This window comes from Novosphingobium sp., assembly GCF_030696665.1.
Taxonomy (GTDB): Bacteria; Pseudomonadota; Alphaproteobacteria; order Sphingomonadales; family Sphingomonadaceae; genus Novosphingobium.
In genome coordinates, this window is the sequence record NZ_JAUYRV010000013.1 from 19,476 (window position 1) to 34,603 (window position 15,128).

Genomic DNA, 15,128 nt, shown 5'->3' on the forward strand with positions numbered 1-15,128 from the left:
TTGGCCGAACAAAAGCCTGAGGCCGCAAAGGCCAAAACCGCCACTGGGCACGGGCCGGGCAGGCGGCTGCATGGCGCGCTGGCGCACAAGCTGGGCACTGCCATCTTGTCAGGCCAATATGGTCCCGGCGATGTGCTTCCCGGTGAAGTTGCCTTTGCCGAAGAGCTGAAGGTTTCACGCAGCGCCTATCGTGAGGCGATTCAGGTGCTGACCGCAAAAGGCCTCGTCGCCAGTCGGCCAAAGGCGGGCACCCGCGTTCTACCGCGTGAACGGTGGAACCTGCTTGATCCCGAAGTGCTGGCCTGGGCCTTTGCCGGGGAACCTGATGTGGGCTTCGTGCGCGATCTGTTCGAACTGCGATCTATCATCGAACCTGCCGCCGCGCGTCTGGCCGCGATGCGCCGCAGCAAGGACGATGTGCGCGTGATGCGCGATGCGCTGGCCGCGATGCGCCGCCATACTTTGACGACCGAGGCGGGGCGGGCGGCGGACCGTGATTTCCACGATGCCATCCTGCGCGCCAGCGGCAATCAGGCGATGTTCGTGCTCAGCGCCAGCATCGGCGCGGCGGTTCACTGGACCACGCAGTTCAAGCAGCGCTCACGCGAATTGCCGCGCAATCCCATCCCCGATCACGTGCGGGTGTTCGATGCGATTGCCGCTGGCGATGCCGATGCCGCCGCCGAAGCGATGGGCGTGCTGGTCGATCTCGCGCTGGAGGATACGCGCAGTTCGATGCAGCACTGGCCGCGCGAAGAGCGGGCCTAAGCCTACGGCTGCTGCTCTGCCACCGCGTGTGTGGGGCGCGAACCCCACAGCGCGTAGAACAGGATGTAAAGTTCACAAGCCGCCGTCAGCAGGAATGACGTCTGCAGGCCATAGGCATCGGCCATCCAGCCCTGCACCACCACCAGCGCGCCCCCTGCAATCGCCATGATCAGCAGGCCCGATCCTTCTTCGGTCAGCGGGCCGAGGCCCTTGATCCCCAACGTGAAGATCGTGGGGAACATGATCGAATGGAACAGACCCACAAGAATCAGCGACCACATTGCCACCGGCCCGGTGGTGAACACCGTGACCAGCATGACCACGAATGCGCCGATGGAAAATCCGGCCAACACCAGCCCTGCATCCACTTTCTGCATCAGCGCCGATCCGGCAAAGCGCCCAACCATCATCCCGCCCCACAGGAAGGTCAGGTAATGCCCGGCCTGTTCCGCCGTCAGATTGGCGATTTCGGGCTGGCTGACGAAGTTGACGAACAGGTTGGCAACGCCGATTTCCGCAATCAGGTAGATGAAGATGGCCGGGATACCCAGCACCAGATTGCGGTGCTGCCACAGCGAATGCTTGGCCCGCTCCTCACGCGAAAGGCGCATCGTGGCCGCGCCCATTGCGGGCAGCGGGAATCGTGCGATCACTACCGCCAAGACTACCAGCACCACGGCGACCAGCCCGTATGGCAGGATCACCGATTGCGCATCGGCCATGCGTTCGGCTTGGGTCAGCACGGTGTCGGCCGCGCTGGTGCCGCCCTTTGACCGGCCAAGGATCAGGTACGCGCCGAACATCGGGGCCAGCATAGTCCCGGCGGAATTCATCGCCTGCACCAGATTGAGGCGCGACGATGCCGTCTCGGGCTTGCCTACCACGGCGACATAGGGGTTGGCCGCCACTTGCAGCAGGGTGATGCCGCTGGCGATCACGAACAGCATGACCAGTGTCACGCCATAAGACGGGATCGAGGCTGCCAGCATCATGCCCAGCGCACCCGCCGCCATGACCAGCAACCCGATCACCAGCGACTTCTGATAGCCGATCTTCTCGATCAATTTGGCCGAGGGAATCGAAGCCACGAAATAGGCGATGAACCACACCGATTCGATCAGCGTGGTCTGCGTATAGTTGAGTTCAAACACACTGCGCAGGTGCGGCAGCAGGGTGTTGTTGATGACCGTGATGAAGCCCCACATGAAGAACAGGCTGGCCAGCAGCGCCAGCGCCGGTCCGTATTTGACCGCACCATGATCGCTGCTTCCCGCACCGTGTGGCGGTGTTCCTGATGAAGACATCACTGGCGGCATCGGGCGTGTTCCTCTCAAACTGCAAGTGCCAAATTGCTCGTGCCGTCGCCGTCATGCGGCATCTGGCTTGCACTTATTCCATTTGTCGGACTATATACGTGTCGTCGCGCCGTCAATGGCCGGTGCAATGGAAAGGATTGGGGAATGGGCAAAGCTGGCAGACAGGCAAAGGGGATCGCACTGGCGCTGGGTGTTGCCGCATTGATCCCGTCCGCTGCCCTTGCGGTTGAGGCGAGCCAGGAATCGGCCGGCCAGCTGGCTGATGGCACGCAAATCTCTGCGATCACGCTCAAGGCCCGAAACGGCGTCTCGGCGCGCATCCTTACCTATGGTGCCACACTGCAATCGCTCGTCGCCCCTGATCGTCATGGCGAATTGCGCGATGTGACGCTGGGGTACGACAAGCTTGAGGACTACGTTGCCCATCCCAACTATTTTGGCGTCACAGTGGGCCGCTATGCCAATCGCCTTGCCGGTGGCAGCTTCACGATTGATGGCAAGGCTTTTTCCGTCCCGCAGAACGATGGCACAAACAGCCTCCACGGCGGCGGCAAGGGTTTTGACAAGCAGGCGTGGCAGGTCGTCTCGGTCAAATCCGGCGCAGTGGCCAGCGTGGTGCTGTCGCACGTCAGCCCCGATGGCGATTCGGGCTATCCGGGCAAGCTGGCCACCACGGTCACCTATTCGCTCGACGAAGCTGGCGCGCTCACCATCGTGTTCGAGGCGAAGACCGACAAGCCCACCGTGGTGAACATGACCAACCATGCGATCTTCAACATGGCCGGAGAAGGCGCGCCGGGTGGCGCGATGGACCAGTTGCTGACCATCCCAGCCGCTGCCTACACTCCGGTAGATGAAAAGCTGATCCCCACCGGCGAATTGCGCGCGGTCGAAGGCTCCGTCTTCGATTTCCGCCGCCCGCGCCGCGTGGCCGATGGGTTGCGCGATGGGCGTGACAGCCAGATCGTGGTCGGGCGCGGTTACGATCACAACTTCGCGCTCGACAAGGGGCAGACCGCCAAGCCCGAACTGGCCGCCCGCCTTGAAGATCCTGCCTCGGGCCGCGTGCTCGAAGTGCTCACCACTGAACCCGGCGTCCAGTTCTACTCCGGCAATTTCCTTGATGGCACGCTCATCGGAAAGCAGGGCCATCTTTACCGCATGGGTGATGGCATCGCGCTTGAACCGCAGAAGTTCCCCGATGCGCCGAACCAGCCTGCGTTCGTTTCCGCCCGGGTCGATCCGGGTAAGCCTTACCGCCACACCATGATCTACCGCGTGTCCACCACGCGCTGAACCTGTTCATTTCCAAGCGAAAGCTGCCATGACCGACAAGCCTTCCACGCCCAAGCTGCGTTCGCGCGCCTGGTTCGACAATCCCGACAACATCGACATGACCTCGCTCTATCTTGAGCGCTATCTCAACTTCGGGTTGAGCCTTGAAGAGCTGCGTTCGGGCAAGCCGATCATCGGCATCGCGCAGACCGGCAGCGACCTTTCGCCCTGCAACCGCCATCATATCGTGCTGGCAGAGCGGATGCGCGAAGGCATCCGCGAAGCAGGCGGCATTGCGCTGGAGATCCCGGTCCACCCCATTCAGGAGACCGGCAAGCGCCCCACCGCAGGGCTTGACCGCAACCTCGCCTATCTGGGGCTGGTCGAGGCGCTCTATGGCTATCCCATCGATGGCGTGGTGCTGACCACAGGTTGCGACAAGACCACGCCTGCGCTGCTGATGGCGGCGGCCACGGTCAACATCCCGGCCATCGCGCTCTCGGTCGGCCCGATGCTGAATGGCTGGCACAAGGGTGAGCGCACCGGATCCGGCACCATCGTGTGGAAGGGCCGCGAACTGATGGCCAAGGGCGAACTGGACGCCGATGGCTTCATCAAGCTCGTTGCCAGTTCCGCGCCGTCTACCGGCTATTGCAACACGATGGGCACGGCCACCACGATGAACAGTCTGGCCGAAGCGCTGGGCATGATGCTCCCGGGTTCGGCCGCGATTCCGGCGCCTTATCGTGATCGTCAGGAATGCGCCTATCACACTGGCAAGCGCATTGTCGGCATGGTGCATGAGGACCTCAAGCCGTCCGACATCATGACGCTGGAATCGTTCCACAATGCCATCGTCGTCAATTCGGCCATCGGTGGATCGACCAACGCGCCGATCCACCTTGCCGCGATTGCCCGCCACATTGGCGTGGACCTGCCGCTGACCGATTGGCAGCGCCTTGGCCACAAGGTGCCGCTGCTGGTGAACCTGCAACCTGCGGGCGAATATCTGGGCGAGGATTATTACCGTGCAGGCGGTGTTCCCGCCGTGGTCGCGCAGCTTATGGCCCAAGGCCTGATTGCCGAGAACGCGATGACCGTGAATGGCAAGACGATTGGCGAAAACTGCCGGGGCGTTGAGATTGAGGACGAGCGCGTGATCCGCCCGTTCGCACAGCCGCTGCTTCAGGAAGCCGGGTTCCTCGTGCTGTCGGGCAACCTGTTTGATGCCGCGATCATGAAAACCAGCGTCATCAGCGATGAATTCCGCGCACGCTATCTTTCGAACCCCGATGATCCCGAGGCGTTTGAAGGCCCTGCTGTCGTGTTCGATGGGCCGGAAGATTACCACCACCGCATCGATGATCCGGCGCTTGGCATCACGTCGCACACCATGTTGTTCATGCGCGGTGCGGGGCCAATCGGCTATCCCGGCGCGGCAGAAGTGGTCAACATGCGCCCGCCTTCCTATCTCATCACCGAAGGCGTCAGCGCGCTGCCGTGCATTGGCGATGGCCGCCAATCGGGCACCAGCGGCAGCCCCTCGATCCTCAACGCCAGCCCGGAAGCGGCCGCGATGGGCGGGCTTGCCCTGCTCAAGACCGGAGACCGCGTGCGGCTTGACCTGAAGCAGGGCCGCGTGGATGTGCTGATTTCTGATGCAGAACTGGCCGAACGCCGCGCGGCGCTGGAGGCGGCAGGCGGCTATCCCTATCCCGCATCGCAAACACCGTGGCAGGAAATTCAGCGTGAGCGCGTGGGCCAGCTTTCCACCGGCGCAATCCTTGAAGGCGCGGAAAAGTATCAGCGTATCGCCCAGACGCGCGGGTTGCCGCGCGATAATCACTGAGTCTGTGAGATGACACTCTGGACGAAGATTGAACGCGGCGCACAGCGCGATGTGCTGGGCGAGGGCGCGCTTTGGTGCCCGCGTGACGGGGCGTTCTACTGGGTCGATATTCTCGCCCCGGCGCTCAACCGGCTGACACTTGCCACCGGCACAATTGAGCGCTGGGATATGCCCGAACCGCTGGGGTGGGTGGTGACAAGCGCACAGGGCGGCCTTGTCGGGGGCTTTCGCTCCGGCATCGCCACGATCAGCCTCGATCCGCTGGAAATCGGCCCGCGCAAGGCGTTAGAAGCGCACTTGGCCGGCAACCGAATGAACGACGGCAAGACTGACGCCAGCGGCGCGATCTGGTGCGGCACGATGGATATGAGCGAAACGCAGGCCAGCGGTTCGCTCTATCGCATCGGCCCGGATAGCGAGGTGCGGATGGTTGATATCGGCTATCTGGTGCCCAATGGCCCGGCCTTCTCGCATTGCGGCCAGTGGATGTACCACACCGACAGCGGTCGCCGGCTGATCTATCGTTTCGCGCTTGATGATGGCCAAGCCCGCAAGGACCGGGTCTTTGTCGAATTCGGCGAGGACGATGGTTACCCGGACGGAATGACGACCGACAGCGAAGGCTTCGTCTGGGTGGCGCATTGGGATGGCGGTCGCATCACCCGCTTCGCGCCCGATGGCAGCCGGGATCGTTCAATCGAACTGCCCGCACGGCGCATCACCAACATTGCCTTTGCTGGTGAAGGGTTGGACCGCATGTTCGTGACCTCGGCAGCAACTGGGCTTGAACCATCGGAATTTGATGGCGCGCTGTTCGAAGTGGATTGCGGCGGGGTTACCGGCAATGCGCCGGTGCCGTTTGCCGGGCAGGTGCTCTAACTGCCGGGCTGAATGTACGGCGCGGTTGCCCAAAGCGCGCGCTCCCATCTGCGCGGATCGTTGACCGCTTCCACCGTGCCGTCACCCACCACCAGCGTGGCGCGGTCTTGCAGGGTATAGGCCGTCCAGTCGGCAAGGCCCGGCTTGCCGGTCTTGGCGAGGCCGGTAAAGGCGCGCATCATCAGATCGCGCGTCATCCGTGCCTGCGCATCGGTGCCACTCATGCTGCCCGGTGCATCCAGCGTGCCGAAAACATAGGGAATGTCATCGGTATGCGCCGCCCCGCGCAAGGGATCGATGGGGGAAGGGCGGTCAAGCTGGTAGACCCACGTTGCTGCGGCCCCCGCCTTGGCGCGCTCATCCGCCTCGATCACTTGCCCCGGCCATGAACGGCCTGCGGTGGTGGCGGAATAGAACACTTGTTGCGGCGTCCACTGCGGATATTGCGCGCGATATTGCGCCACGACCCAATCAACATCGAGGTCGATCTTGATTTCCGGGGCGATGCGCGCGGCGAGGTTATCCCAATTCAGCCCTTGCAGCTTGGTCCCGCGCGGATCGATGAAAGCCCGCGTTTCCTCGCGCGTGTTGCCAAGGATCATCGGAATGTGCAGCGATTGCGGCGCAGCGTCCGGCCAGAACGGGTGGCGCGGCAGATTGGTCATATCCAGCACCGGTCCCATATACAGGCCGCCGCCGATCACTGGGTCGGTCGCGGTCAGCCCATCCACCAATTGCTGCACTGGCATTGTGCGCAGCATATCCACATCGCCCGGTTGCAGCTTCAGCGCCGCAAACAGCGCCTGCGTTCGCTTCCACGCATTGCCCGGCCCACTGGCAACAACCTGCTGCCCGCTCATCGTGGCGGCGCTATGGAACAGGCCCTTGGCCGCTGGCATCGCCATCAGCGTGGCAATCTTGGCCCCGCCGCCCGATTGGCCGAACACCATCACCCGCGCCGGATCGCCGCCAAACTCTGCAATATGTGCCCGGACCCATTCAAGCGCCAGGATCAGGTCCAACTGACCCAGATTGCCGCTGTCTGCATAGCGCGGACCGAACGGTTTCAGCCAGGCATAGCCCAGCGCATTGAGCCGGTGGTTGACCGTAACGACCACAACATCGCCCTGCGCCGCCAGCTTTCCGCCATGCGTCAACGGGTCGGTCACCGTGCCGTTGGCATAGGCCCCCCCGTGAAAATAGACCACCACCGCCCGGCCGGCTTTGGAGTTTGCGTCCGGTGTCCAGACGTTCAGGAACAGGCAATCCTCTGCCTGCGCCATGTCGGGATTGCCCCGCTGCGGTGCGATGGGCGCAAACGCCTGCGCCTTGGTGCGCGCGCCGCTCCAAGGCTCCGCCACCGCCCGCTCAAACCGCGCCGCGCGGCCATAACGAATGCCCTTGAACGCCAGCACCCCGTCTTTGCGCAGGCCCGCAAAGCGCGCCACTTGCGGATCGCGCGTCTTGGCCAGCGCCGGTGCGGCCAGCAGTGCGGCGCTGCCACCCAGCAGCGCGCGCCGCGTCAGCTCAACGGCGGACATCGCCACCTTCGGTTGAGAAGGCAGCCAGCTCACCCCCACCGATCAGGCAGAAATCACCCGGCAGCGAATGTTTGAGCGCCGCCAGCGCCAACCCACACTCTGCCATAGTCTGCGCATCGCCACCGCGCAGAAACTGGTGCAGCACGCCTGCAGCATAAGCATCGCCCGTGCCAATGCGGTCGACAATGCCGGACACGTCAATTTCGGCAGTCTGGTGCTTGGAAGCGCGCGTATCGACCCGAGCCGCGATCCGGTGATGATCGCTGGAAACCACATGCCGCGCGGTTGATGCTACCAGCTCAAGGTTCGGAAAGGCCGCAAACGCCGCGTCCACCGCCTCGCGCCGCCGTTCCGCGCCATCGCCGGAAAATGTCTTGCCCAGCAGCAGCGAAATGTCGCGGTGGTTGCCGATCAGCACCGTTGCCGCGCTTACCAGTTCGGTCAGCACAGAGCGAGGATCACTGTCCCAGCTTTCCCACAATTGCGCGCGGTAATTGCCATCAAGGCAGATCGGCACGCCCGCATCCTGCGCAGCCGATACCGCCGCGCGGATCAGCGCAACACCATTCGGCCCCAGCGCTGGCGTGATGCCGGAAAGGTGCAGCAGGGCGGCCCTGTCCAGCGCCCCTGCAAAATCAAACGCTCCCGCATCGGCCAGCGCAAAGGCGGACCTGGCCCGGTCATAGGTGATTGACGAAGGCCGCAGCCCCGCGCCCGGCTCCATGAAATACAGCCCCATGCGTCCGGCCCCGCGAGCCACAAAGCGCGTATCCACGCCTGCCGCACCCAGTTCCGCCCGCGCCTTGTCTCCCAGCGGGGTTGCGGGCAGCAGCGTAACCATGCGCGTTTCATGCCCCAGCGCAGCCAGCGCAGCGGCAACGTTGGCTTCCGCTCCGCCGACTACCATGTCGAGGCTCTGCGCCTGCACCATCAGCCTTGCGCCGGGAGGCGAAAGCCGCAGCAGCATCTCGCCAAAGCAGACGACATGACCAGTCATCAGCGCGCCAGCCACCCGCCGTCTACCGCCAGCACGTGCCCCTGCACATAGTCTGCCGCGCTGCTGGAAAGGAACACTGCGGCCCCGCCGATGTCCGATGGCGCGCCCCAGCGGCCTTCGGGAATACGCTCCATGATCTGGCGGTTGCGCGTTTCGTCTTCCTGCAACGCTGCGGTATTGTTGGTGGCGATATAGCCCGGCGCGATGGCGTTCACGTTCACGCCCTTGGCCGCCCATTCGCAGGCCAGCAGCTTGGTCAGCCCCGCCACACCGCTCTTGCTCGCGGTATAGCTTGGCACGCGAATGCCGCCCTGAAAGCTGAGCATTGAGGCGATGTTGATGATCTTCCCGCGCCGCCCGGTGGCCTCACGATGGGCGATCATGTGGCGTCCGGCGGCCTGAGAGAGAAAGAACACCGACTTGAGATTGGTGTCGACGACCGCGTCCCAATCCTCCTCGGTAAAGTCTACCGAATCGGCACGGCGAATGATCCCGGCGTTGTTGATCAGGATATCCAGTCCACCAAGCGATGCCAGGACCTGATCGACCACGCTTTGCACCGGCGCAATGGTGGAAAGGTCCGCGCCCACCAGTTCGCACTTGCGGCCCAGCGCGCGTACTTTTGCGGCGGTTTCCTCTGCAGGCGTGCGGCCTACGGCGGCAACGTCTGCCCCGGCCTCGGCCAAGGCAACTGCAATGCCCTGTCCGATGCCGGTGTTCGCGCCGGTGACAACCGCGACGCGGCCGGTAAGATCAAAAACGCTCATCCCCAATCCTCTCCCCGGTTCGGGATGCTTACGCAGTCACGCCGCGCAAGTAGTCGGCAATCGCCTCATCCTTGCAGTTGGGATAGAACAGCTCGGCAAACTTTTCGCCAGCAACGGTCGCCTTGAGCAAGTCCTGATCGACCGTCTTAAGCACGGTCAGCATGTCACGGCAGGAAGCGTTCTTCAGATCCTTCAGAATGCCGCGATTGGTCTTCATGATCGCGGCACGCTCACGCGGGTAGCCAAGGCCACGCTCGCCATCGAACAGCTTGGCGTAAACGTCCTGCAGGTTCAGCTCTGCCGCCCAGCCAAAGCCCTTGGAATAGGGCATCGAAATGGCGTTGCCATCGTTGATCTGGCCAAACAGGAAAGCGTCGGTCGGATCGATCACCAGACCGCAGAACACGCCGGGCATGGAATTTGCTGCCAGCATCGATCCCATGCCGGTGCCGCAGCCCGTGACAACAAAGTCAGCCGCGCCCGAATTGAGCAGAATGCCGGTCAGCAGCCCGTTCATCACATAGGTCAGCGAGGCTTTGTCCTCGGGCGTGTACATGCCGTAATGATGCACTTCATGGCCCAGCGGCACAGCCACGGCGGTCAGCGATTCGTGGACGATGCTGGCCTTGGCGGCTTGACTGTTCTCGATGATGAGGGCGATCTTCATGGGAATTTCCTCTCGCTCCGGCGTTTTGGCCGGTGGGCTGTTGTCTGTAAGCTGTCCTCTAGGTAACCGGTGTCATAAAATCACGCAAGCCGGTTTTTGGTGTTTGGCACCATAGCCCATCACGCCGAAGCGACCGACGCGCGCTCGATCAGGTCGGAAAGAAAGTGCGAAGGTTGCCGGCGCGCTTCTGCCGGATCAATCAGCTTGATCGCCGCCGCCTTGGCCATTGCTTGGATCGGCCAGCGCACCGTGGTCAGTGGCGGCCAGATGTGTGCGGCGATGGCAGTGTCGTCGAAGCCTACGATGGAGAGGTCTTCGGGCACCGAAAGCCCCTGCTTGCGCGCGGCGTGCAGCACGCCTGCGGCCATTTCATCGTTGCTGGCAAAGATGGCCGTAGGGCGAGGGGTGGTTGCCAACAGTTTCTCACCGGCCGCTATCCCGGTTTCAAAGGTGTAGTTCCCTTCGGCCATGATCGCTATGTCCAGCGCCAGCCCTGCGCTGTCCAAAGCATCGCGATACCCCAATGCGCGTTCGGCGGCAGAGCGGAAGCCTTCCGGGCCAGCTACAAACCCGATCCGCCGATGGCCGCGCCCGATCAGATAAGCCACTGCCTTGGCCACGGCCTCACGGTCGTTCGAAGCGACCATATGCTGGTCCTCGTCCAGCTTTACCGATCCCATCCGCACCCAAGCCACACCCAGTTCATCGCACAGTTCAGCCAGCGCATCGTTTTCGGATATTGGCGGCAGGAGCAGCACGCCGAACAGGCGCTGCTGTTCAAGGAAAGTACGCACATCATCCAGCATATCGGGCGACCGGCGGTTTACCGGGCGCACTACCAGCGCGAATTCGGTGTCGCGGATGGCGGAAAGAATGCCTTCCTGCACACCCAGCACCATTTGCGCGTTGGGGTTGTCGTGGATCAGCCCGATCAGGAAATTACGCCGCAATGCCAGCGCGCGGGCCTGCGGGTTGGGCACATAGCCAAGGTCGGCGATCACCGCCTCAACCTTCTCACGTGTCGCGCCGTTCAGCAGGGGCGAACGGTTGATGACGCGGCTGACGGTCTTCTTCGATACGCCCGCGATGCGTGCCACGTCGTTGATCGTCGGCTTGCCGTCCTTTGCCTTTTTCACGCCCGTCCCCGATCAATGATGCTGCGCCGCCGGTGAGTTACACCGGTGTCACCAACCACGCTGTCCTAGCCACATCGCGGTGATCTTTGCAATGGTCGCACGTTTTCCGGCAATTGACACCGGTTACCTACGCGCTATCCATTGCGCAACGATAAGGGAGAGTCGTTTGCTTTCGCAGGACGTTTCAATGCCACAGGCTTTGCAGGTTCACGCCACCGATGGCGTGGCCGTGGCGCTGCGTCCTTTGGCGGTGGGCGATGTGCTCGCGGTCGGCGGAACGGCCATCACGCTCTGCAACGACATTGCGCAGGGCCACAAATTTGCAGTGCGCGCCCATGCCCCCGGCGAAGCGGTGGTCAAATATGGCCTGCCCATCGGCCGCGCCACGCAGTCGATTGCGCCGGGCGAGCATGTCCATGTCCACAACCTTGCCACCGCGCTCGAAGGCGAAGTGGCATATGTTGCCCCCGCGACAACTGCCGTGCAGGTGACGCAGGCAGCCAGCGGCCCACACTGGCAGGGATACCGCCGCGCCGATGGCCGCGCCGCCACGCGCAACGAAATCTGGATACTCCCCACGGTCGGCTGTGTCGGCCTCACGTCTGAGCAAGTTGCCCGCGCTGCCGAGGTGCGCCACGCGGCGCTGATTGCAGAAGGACGGATCGACGGCATCCTCGCCTTTTCGCACCCGCACGGCTGCTCGCAACTGGGCGATGATCTGGGTGGAACGCGCGCCCTGTTGGCTGGGCTTGCCGCCAATCCCAACGCGGCGGGCGTGCTGCTGCTGGGGCTGGGTTGTGAATCAAACCAGCTGGCCGACTTGCTTGCTGCGATTCCCGAATCACACCGCGGCAAAGTTCGCACGCTGTCGTCGCAAGGTGCGGGCGACGAATTGGCCGAGGCGGCGGCGTTGGTGGATGAACTGGTTGCGCTGGCCGCTGCCGCCCAGCGCCAACCGCTCCCTCTTGGGATGCTGACCGTGGGCCTAAAATGCGGCGGGTCGGACGGCTTTTCCGGTCTTACCGCCAACCCCCTGCTCGGGCGCTTCAGCGAGACATTGGCTGCGGCAGGCGGCACGCCAGTCCTGACCGAAATCCCCGAGATATTCGGCGCGGAGCAGGCCTTGCTTGAACGTGCGGTCGATACGCAGACGTTCGGTGCCGCCGCCGCGCTGGTCAACGGCTTCAAGCGCTACTACCTCGACCAAGGCCTGCCGGTGTCGGAAAACCCTTCGCCCGGCAATATCGCGGGCGGCATCACCACGCTTGAGGAAAAGTCCGCAGGCGCGGTGCAAAAGGCCGGAACCGCGCCGCTGTGTAGCGTGCTGGCCTATGGCGAGCAGGCGTCCGCGCCCGGCCTTGCCCTGCTGGAAGCGCCGGGCAACGATGCGGTGTCGTCCACCGCGCTGAACGCCGCCGGGGCCACGCTGGTGCTGTTCACCACAGGGCGCGGCACGCCGTTGGGCTTTCCGGCACCAACGGTCAAAGTCGCCTCGAATCGCACGCTGGCACAGGCCAAGCCGCACTGGATTGATTTTGACGCATCACGCGCGCTGGATGAAGGGCAGGACGCCGCCGACGCTGCCTTTCTCGACACGCTGCTCGCCATCGCCAGCGGGCGAAAAACTGCCGCTGAACGCGCCGGGCAGCGCGCCATAGCCATTTGGAAAAGGGGCGTAACGCTCTAACCACACATGCTGCCAAAGCGCAGCCACTTGCGAATGACACCGGTTTCCTATAGTCAGCCGGGCGAACGAAGGACCAAGGGATGGGGATTGAATTGAACGAGAATGCGGATCATGTCGCGAAGGCTTTTGTCAGTGCCCGCCACGCTGCGTGCGCATTGCCGATCTACCCCGGCATAGCACCGCAGGATCTTGCCAGCGCCTATGCCATTCAGGATCGTGCCATCGTGATCGACGGGCGCGTGGTTGAAGGCTGGAAGGTTGGCCGCATCAACGCGCCGCTTGACGCGGAGCTTGGCGCAAACCGTCTGTCTGGCCCGATCTTTGCGGGCAGCATTGTTGATGCCGCCGCCGATGAAGCGCCGCAAATGCCGGTCTATGTCGGCGGGTTCGCCGCTGCCGAGGCGGAGATGCTGCTGCACGTCGCCCCCGGCTTTTCCGGCCCTGTGCCCACCGATGATGCAGGCACCATTGCCATTCTTGATGACGTGCGCCTTGGCATCGAAATTGCCAGCTCGCCATATCCCGGCATCAATACGGACGGGCCAGTGATCACGGTTTCAGACTTCGGCAACAACGCGGGCCTTGTGCGCGGTGTGACGCTCGCGGGATGGCAAGGGCTGGACCTGTGCGCCATCACCGTGCGCAGTGAAATCGATGGCGTCGAAGTGGGCGCGGCAACTGCTGCCACGATGCTTGATGGCCCATACGGTGCCGTGCGCTTCCTGCTCGCCAATCTGATGGAACGCGGCTTCGACGTGTCGGGTGGCCTGTGGGTCTCCTCGGGCGCGATCACCGGCGTGCATGGCATTGCGGTTGGCCAGTCGTTCCGCGCCGTGTTCGAAGGTTGCGGCGAAGTGCGCTGCAGCGTGATTGCCGCCAGCCCGCGCTAAAGGTCAAGGAGCGCACCGGTCAAAGCCGGGCGCTCGTTTGGGAGAGTAACGATGGTCGAAGTTTCCGCACCCGCCCCCGGTCCCGCTGTCGATGCCGCCGCTGCCAAGGCAGGCCGTTATCGGTGGGTGATCGTCGCGCTGCTCTTTGCGGCAACGGCGGTCAATTACATCGATCGGCAGATGATCGGCGTGTTGAAGCCCACGCTGGTCGCCGAATTTGGCTGGACCGAGACGGACTTCGCCCAGATCGTGTTCTGGTTCCAGGTTGCTTACGCCATCGGCTACATTGGCTTTGGCCGGATTGTCGACGTGGTCGGCGCAAAGCTTGGCTACACCATCGCCATCATCGTCTGGACGGCAGGACACATGGCGCACGGCTTTGCCAGCGGCCTTGCCAGCTTTGCCGCCGCGCGCTTCGGCCTTGGCATCGGGGAAAGCGGCAACTTTCCCGCCGGTATCCGCGCCGTAACCGACTGGTTCCCGCAGCGTGAGCGTGCCTATGCCATCGGCCTGTTCAATGCAGGCGCGAATGTCGGCGCGATCATCACGCCGCTGCTGGTGCCAGCGCTCGTGCTGTGGTTCGGTTGGCGCGCGGCGTTTTTCGTCACCGGTATCTTCGGCGTGATCTGGCTGGTGGTCTGGTGGCTCGTTTATCGCCATCCCAGCGAGCACAAGAAGGTTTCCCCCGCCGAACTCGCATGGATTCAGCAAGACCCGGAAGACCCGGTCGAGGCCATCGGTTGGAGCCGCCTGCTCACCGTGCGTGAGACTTGGGCCTATGCGCTCGGCAAGTTCTTGATCGACCCGATCTGGTGGTTCTTCCTGTTCTGGCTGCCGGGCTATCTGTTCGAACGCTATGACATGGACCTCAAGACGTTCGGCCTGCCATTGGCGGCGATCTACCTGATTTCCGATGGCGGCTCGATCTTCGGCGGCTGGATGTCGTCGCGCCTGATAAAGGCCGGGCGCACGCCGAACTTCGCGCGCAAAATCACGATGTTGCTTTGCGCTTTTGCGGTCACGCCGATCTGGTTTGCGCAAAGCATCGACAGCGTGTGGGGCGCGGTGCTGATCATCGGCCTTGCCACAGCTGCGCATCAAGCGTTCTCGGCCAACCTTTACACTTTGCCGTCAGACGTGTTCCCGCGCGGGGCCGTTGGCTCGGTCGTCGGGATTGGCGGCACGGTGGGGGCGCTGGGCGGTATGGGCATGGCGCTGTTCACCGGATATATTCTGGACAGCACTGGCAGCTATGAAATCCTGTTTGCGATCTGCGCCAGCGCCTATTTCGCCGCGCTTGCCGTGGTGCATTTCCTCACGCCAAGGTTGGACGCTGCCAAGCTTTGAAATGGCGCT

The 15,128-nt window shown here is 63.3% G+C and carries 13 protein-coding genes; 7 read left to right on the forward strand and 6 right to left on the reverse strand.

Translation table 11 applies throughout. The annotated features are described in order from the left end of the window. Positions 1-768, forward strand: coding sequence for a FadR/GntR family transcriptional regulator (locus tag Q8R81_RS02620; protein WP_305615877.1), 768 nt, complete (start codon positions 1-3; stop codon positions 766-768). Between the two features lie 2 nt (positions 769-770). On the opposite strand, the gene Q8R81_RS02625 is transcribed toward Q8R81_RS02620, so the two are convergent. Further along, positions 771-2,072: a sugar MFS transporter gene (locus Q8R81_RS02625; RefSeq protein ID WP_305615879.1), complete on the reverse strand. Its 1,302-nt coding sequence runs from the start codon at positions 2,070-2,072 to the stop codon at positions 771-773. A gap of 156 nt (positions 2,073-2,228) precedes the next feature. On the opposite strand from Q8R81_RS02625, the gene Q8R81_RS02630 reads away from it, so the two are divergent. The 3 genes from Q8R81_RS02630 to Q8R81_RS02640 are packed head-to-tail and all read left to right on the forward strand — an operon-like array spanning position 2,229 to position 6,087. Continuing rightward, positions 2,229-3,380, forward strand: coding sequence for an aldose epimerase family protein (locus Q8R81_RS02630; RefSeq protein WP_305615881.1), 1,152 nt, complete (start codon positions 2,229-2,231; stop codon positions 3,378-3,380). A 28-nt stretch (positions 3,381-3,408) separates the two neighbouring features. Beyond that, positions 3,409-5,208: an IlvD/Edd family dehydratase gene (locus Q8R81_RS02635; RefSeq protein ID WP_305615883.1), complete on the forward strand. Its 1,800-nt coding sequence runs from the start codon at positions 3,409-3,411 to the stop codon at positions 5,206-5,208. 9 nt (positions 5,209-5,217) lie between these two features. Continuing rightward, a complete protein-coding gene (locus Q8R81_RS02640; RefSeq protein ID WP_305615885.1) occupies positions 5,218-6,087 on the forward strand; it encodes an SMP-30/gluconolactonase/LRE family protein in 870 nt (289 codons plus the stop codon). On the opposite strand, the gene Q8R81_RS02645 is transcribed toward Q8R81_RS02640, so the two are convergent. The 5 genes from Q8R81_RS02645 to Q8R81_RS02665 form a co-directional block, all read right to left on the reverse strand. Continuing rightward, on the reverse strand, positions 6,084-7,628 hold the full coding sequence (locus Q8R81_RS02645) for a carboxylesterase/lipase family protein (RefSeq protein ID WP_305615887.1): 1,545 nt from the start codon (positions 7,626-7,628) through the stop codon (positions 6,084-6,086). The two genes, Q8R81_RS02640 and Q8R81_RS02645, sit on opposite strands and share 4 nt — an antisense overlap. Then, complete coding sequence (locus tag Q8R81_RS02650; protein WP_305615889.1) at positions 7,615-8,625, reverse strand: sugar kinase; 1,011 nt, start codon at positions 8,623-8,625, stop codon at positions 7,615-7,617. Before Q8R81_RS02650 ends, Q8R81_RS02645 begins: the two co-directional genes overlap by 14 nt. Beyond that, positions 8,625-9,392, reverse strand: a complete 768-nt coding sequence (kduD, locus tag Q8R81_RS02655) for a 2-dehydro-3-deoxy-D-gluconate 5-dehydrogenase KduD (protein ID WP_305615891.1) — start codon at positions 9,390-9,392, stop codon at positions 8,625-8,627. Before kduD ends, Q8R81_RS02650 begins: the two co-directional genes overlap by 1 nt. A gap of 28 nt (positions 9,393-9,420) precedes the next feature. Then, complete coding sequence (locus Q8R81_RS02660) at positions 9,421-10,059, reverse strand: RpiB/LacA/LacB family sugar-phosphate isomerase (protein ID WP_305615892.1); 639 nt, start codon at positions 10,057-10,059, stop codon at positions 9,421-9,423. 119 nt (positions 10,060-10,178) lie between these two features. After that, a complete protein-coding gene (locus Q8R81_RS02665) occupies positions 10,179-11,195 on the reverse strand; it encodes a LacI family DNA-binding transcriptional regulator (protein ID WP_305615893.1) in 1,017 nt (338 codons plus the stop codon). A 187-nt stretch (positions 11,196-11,382) separates the two neighbouring features. Between Q8R81_RS02665 and Q8R81_RS02670 the strand changes: the two genes are divergently transcribed. The 3 genes from Q8R81_RS02670 to Q8R81_RS02680 all read left to right on the forward strand — a co-directional run bounded on the left by Q8R81_RS02670 (position 11,383) and on the right by Q8R81_RS02680 (position 15,119). Then, on the forward strand, positions 11,383-12,882 hold the full coding sequence (locus Q8R81_RS02670) for a UxaA family hydrolase (RefSeq protein WP_305615894.1): 1,500 nt from the start codon (positions 11,383-11,385) through the stop codon (positions 12,880-12,882). 80 nt (positions 12,883-12,962) lie between these two features. Then, entirely contained in the window at positions 12,963-13,772 is an 810-nt protein-coding gene (locus Q8R81_RS02675) for a 2-keto-4-pentenoate hydratase (protein WP_305615895.1), read from the forward strand. A gap of 51 nt (positions 13,773-13,823) precedes the next feature. Continuing rightward, positions 13,824-15,119 carry an MFS transporter gene (locus tag Q8R81_RS02680; protein WP_305615896.1) on the forward strand — a complete coding sequence of 432 codons (1,296 nt, stop codon included), beginning with the start codon at positions 13,824-13,826 and terminating at the stop codon, positions 15,117-15,119. The last annotated feature ends 9 nt before the right edge of the window (positions 15,120-15,128 follow it).

Bases quoted from the DNA above. Each gene is read 5' to 3' on its own strand.
- Q8R81_RS02645 (WP_305615887.1), bottom strand. From the start codon at position 7,628: ATGTCCGCCGTTGAGCTGACGCGGCGCGCGCTGCTGGGTGGCAGCGCC.
- Q8R81_RS02670 (WP_305615894.1), top strand. From the start codon at position 11,383: ATGCCACAGGCTTTGCAGGTTCACGCCACCGATGGCGTGGCCGTGGCG.
- Q8R81_RS02650 (WP_305615889.1), bottom strand. From the start codon at position 8,625: ATGACTGGTCATGTCGTCTGCTTTGGCGAGATGCTGCTGCGGCTTTCG.
- Q8R81_RS02640 (WP_305615885.1), top strand. From the start codon at position 5,218: ATGACACTCTGGACGAAGATTGAACGCGGCGCACAGCGCGATGTGCTG.
- Q8R81_RS02635 (WP_305615883.1), top strand. From the start codon at position 3,409: ATGACCGACAAGCCTTCCACGCCCAAGCTGCGTTCGCGCGCCTGGTTC.
- Q8R81_RS02675 (WP_305615895.1), top strand. From the start codon at position 12,963: ATGGGGATTGAATTGAACGAGAATGCGGATCATGTCGCGAAGGCTTTT.
- Q8R81_RS02660 (WP_305615892.1), bottom strand. From the start codon at position 10,059: ATGAAGATCGCCCTCATCATCGAGAACAGTCAAGCCGCCAAGGCCAGC.
- kduD (WP_305615891.1), bottom strand. From the start codon at position 9,392: ATGAGCGTTTTTGATCTTACCGGCCGCGTCGCGGTTGTCACCGGCGCG.
- Q8R81_RS02680 (WP_305615896.1), top strand. From the start codon at position 13,824: ATGGTCGAAGTTTCCGCACCCGCCCCCGGTCCCGCTGTCGATGCCGCC.
- Q8R81_RS02625 (WP_305615879.1), bottom strand. From the start codon at position 2,072: ATGTCTTCATCAGGAACACCGCCACACGGTGCGGGAAGCAGCGATCAT.
- Q8R81_RS02630 (WP_305615881.1), top strand. From the start codon at position 2,229: ATGGGCAAAGCTGGCAGACAGGCAAAGGGGATCGCACTGGCGCTGGGT.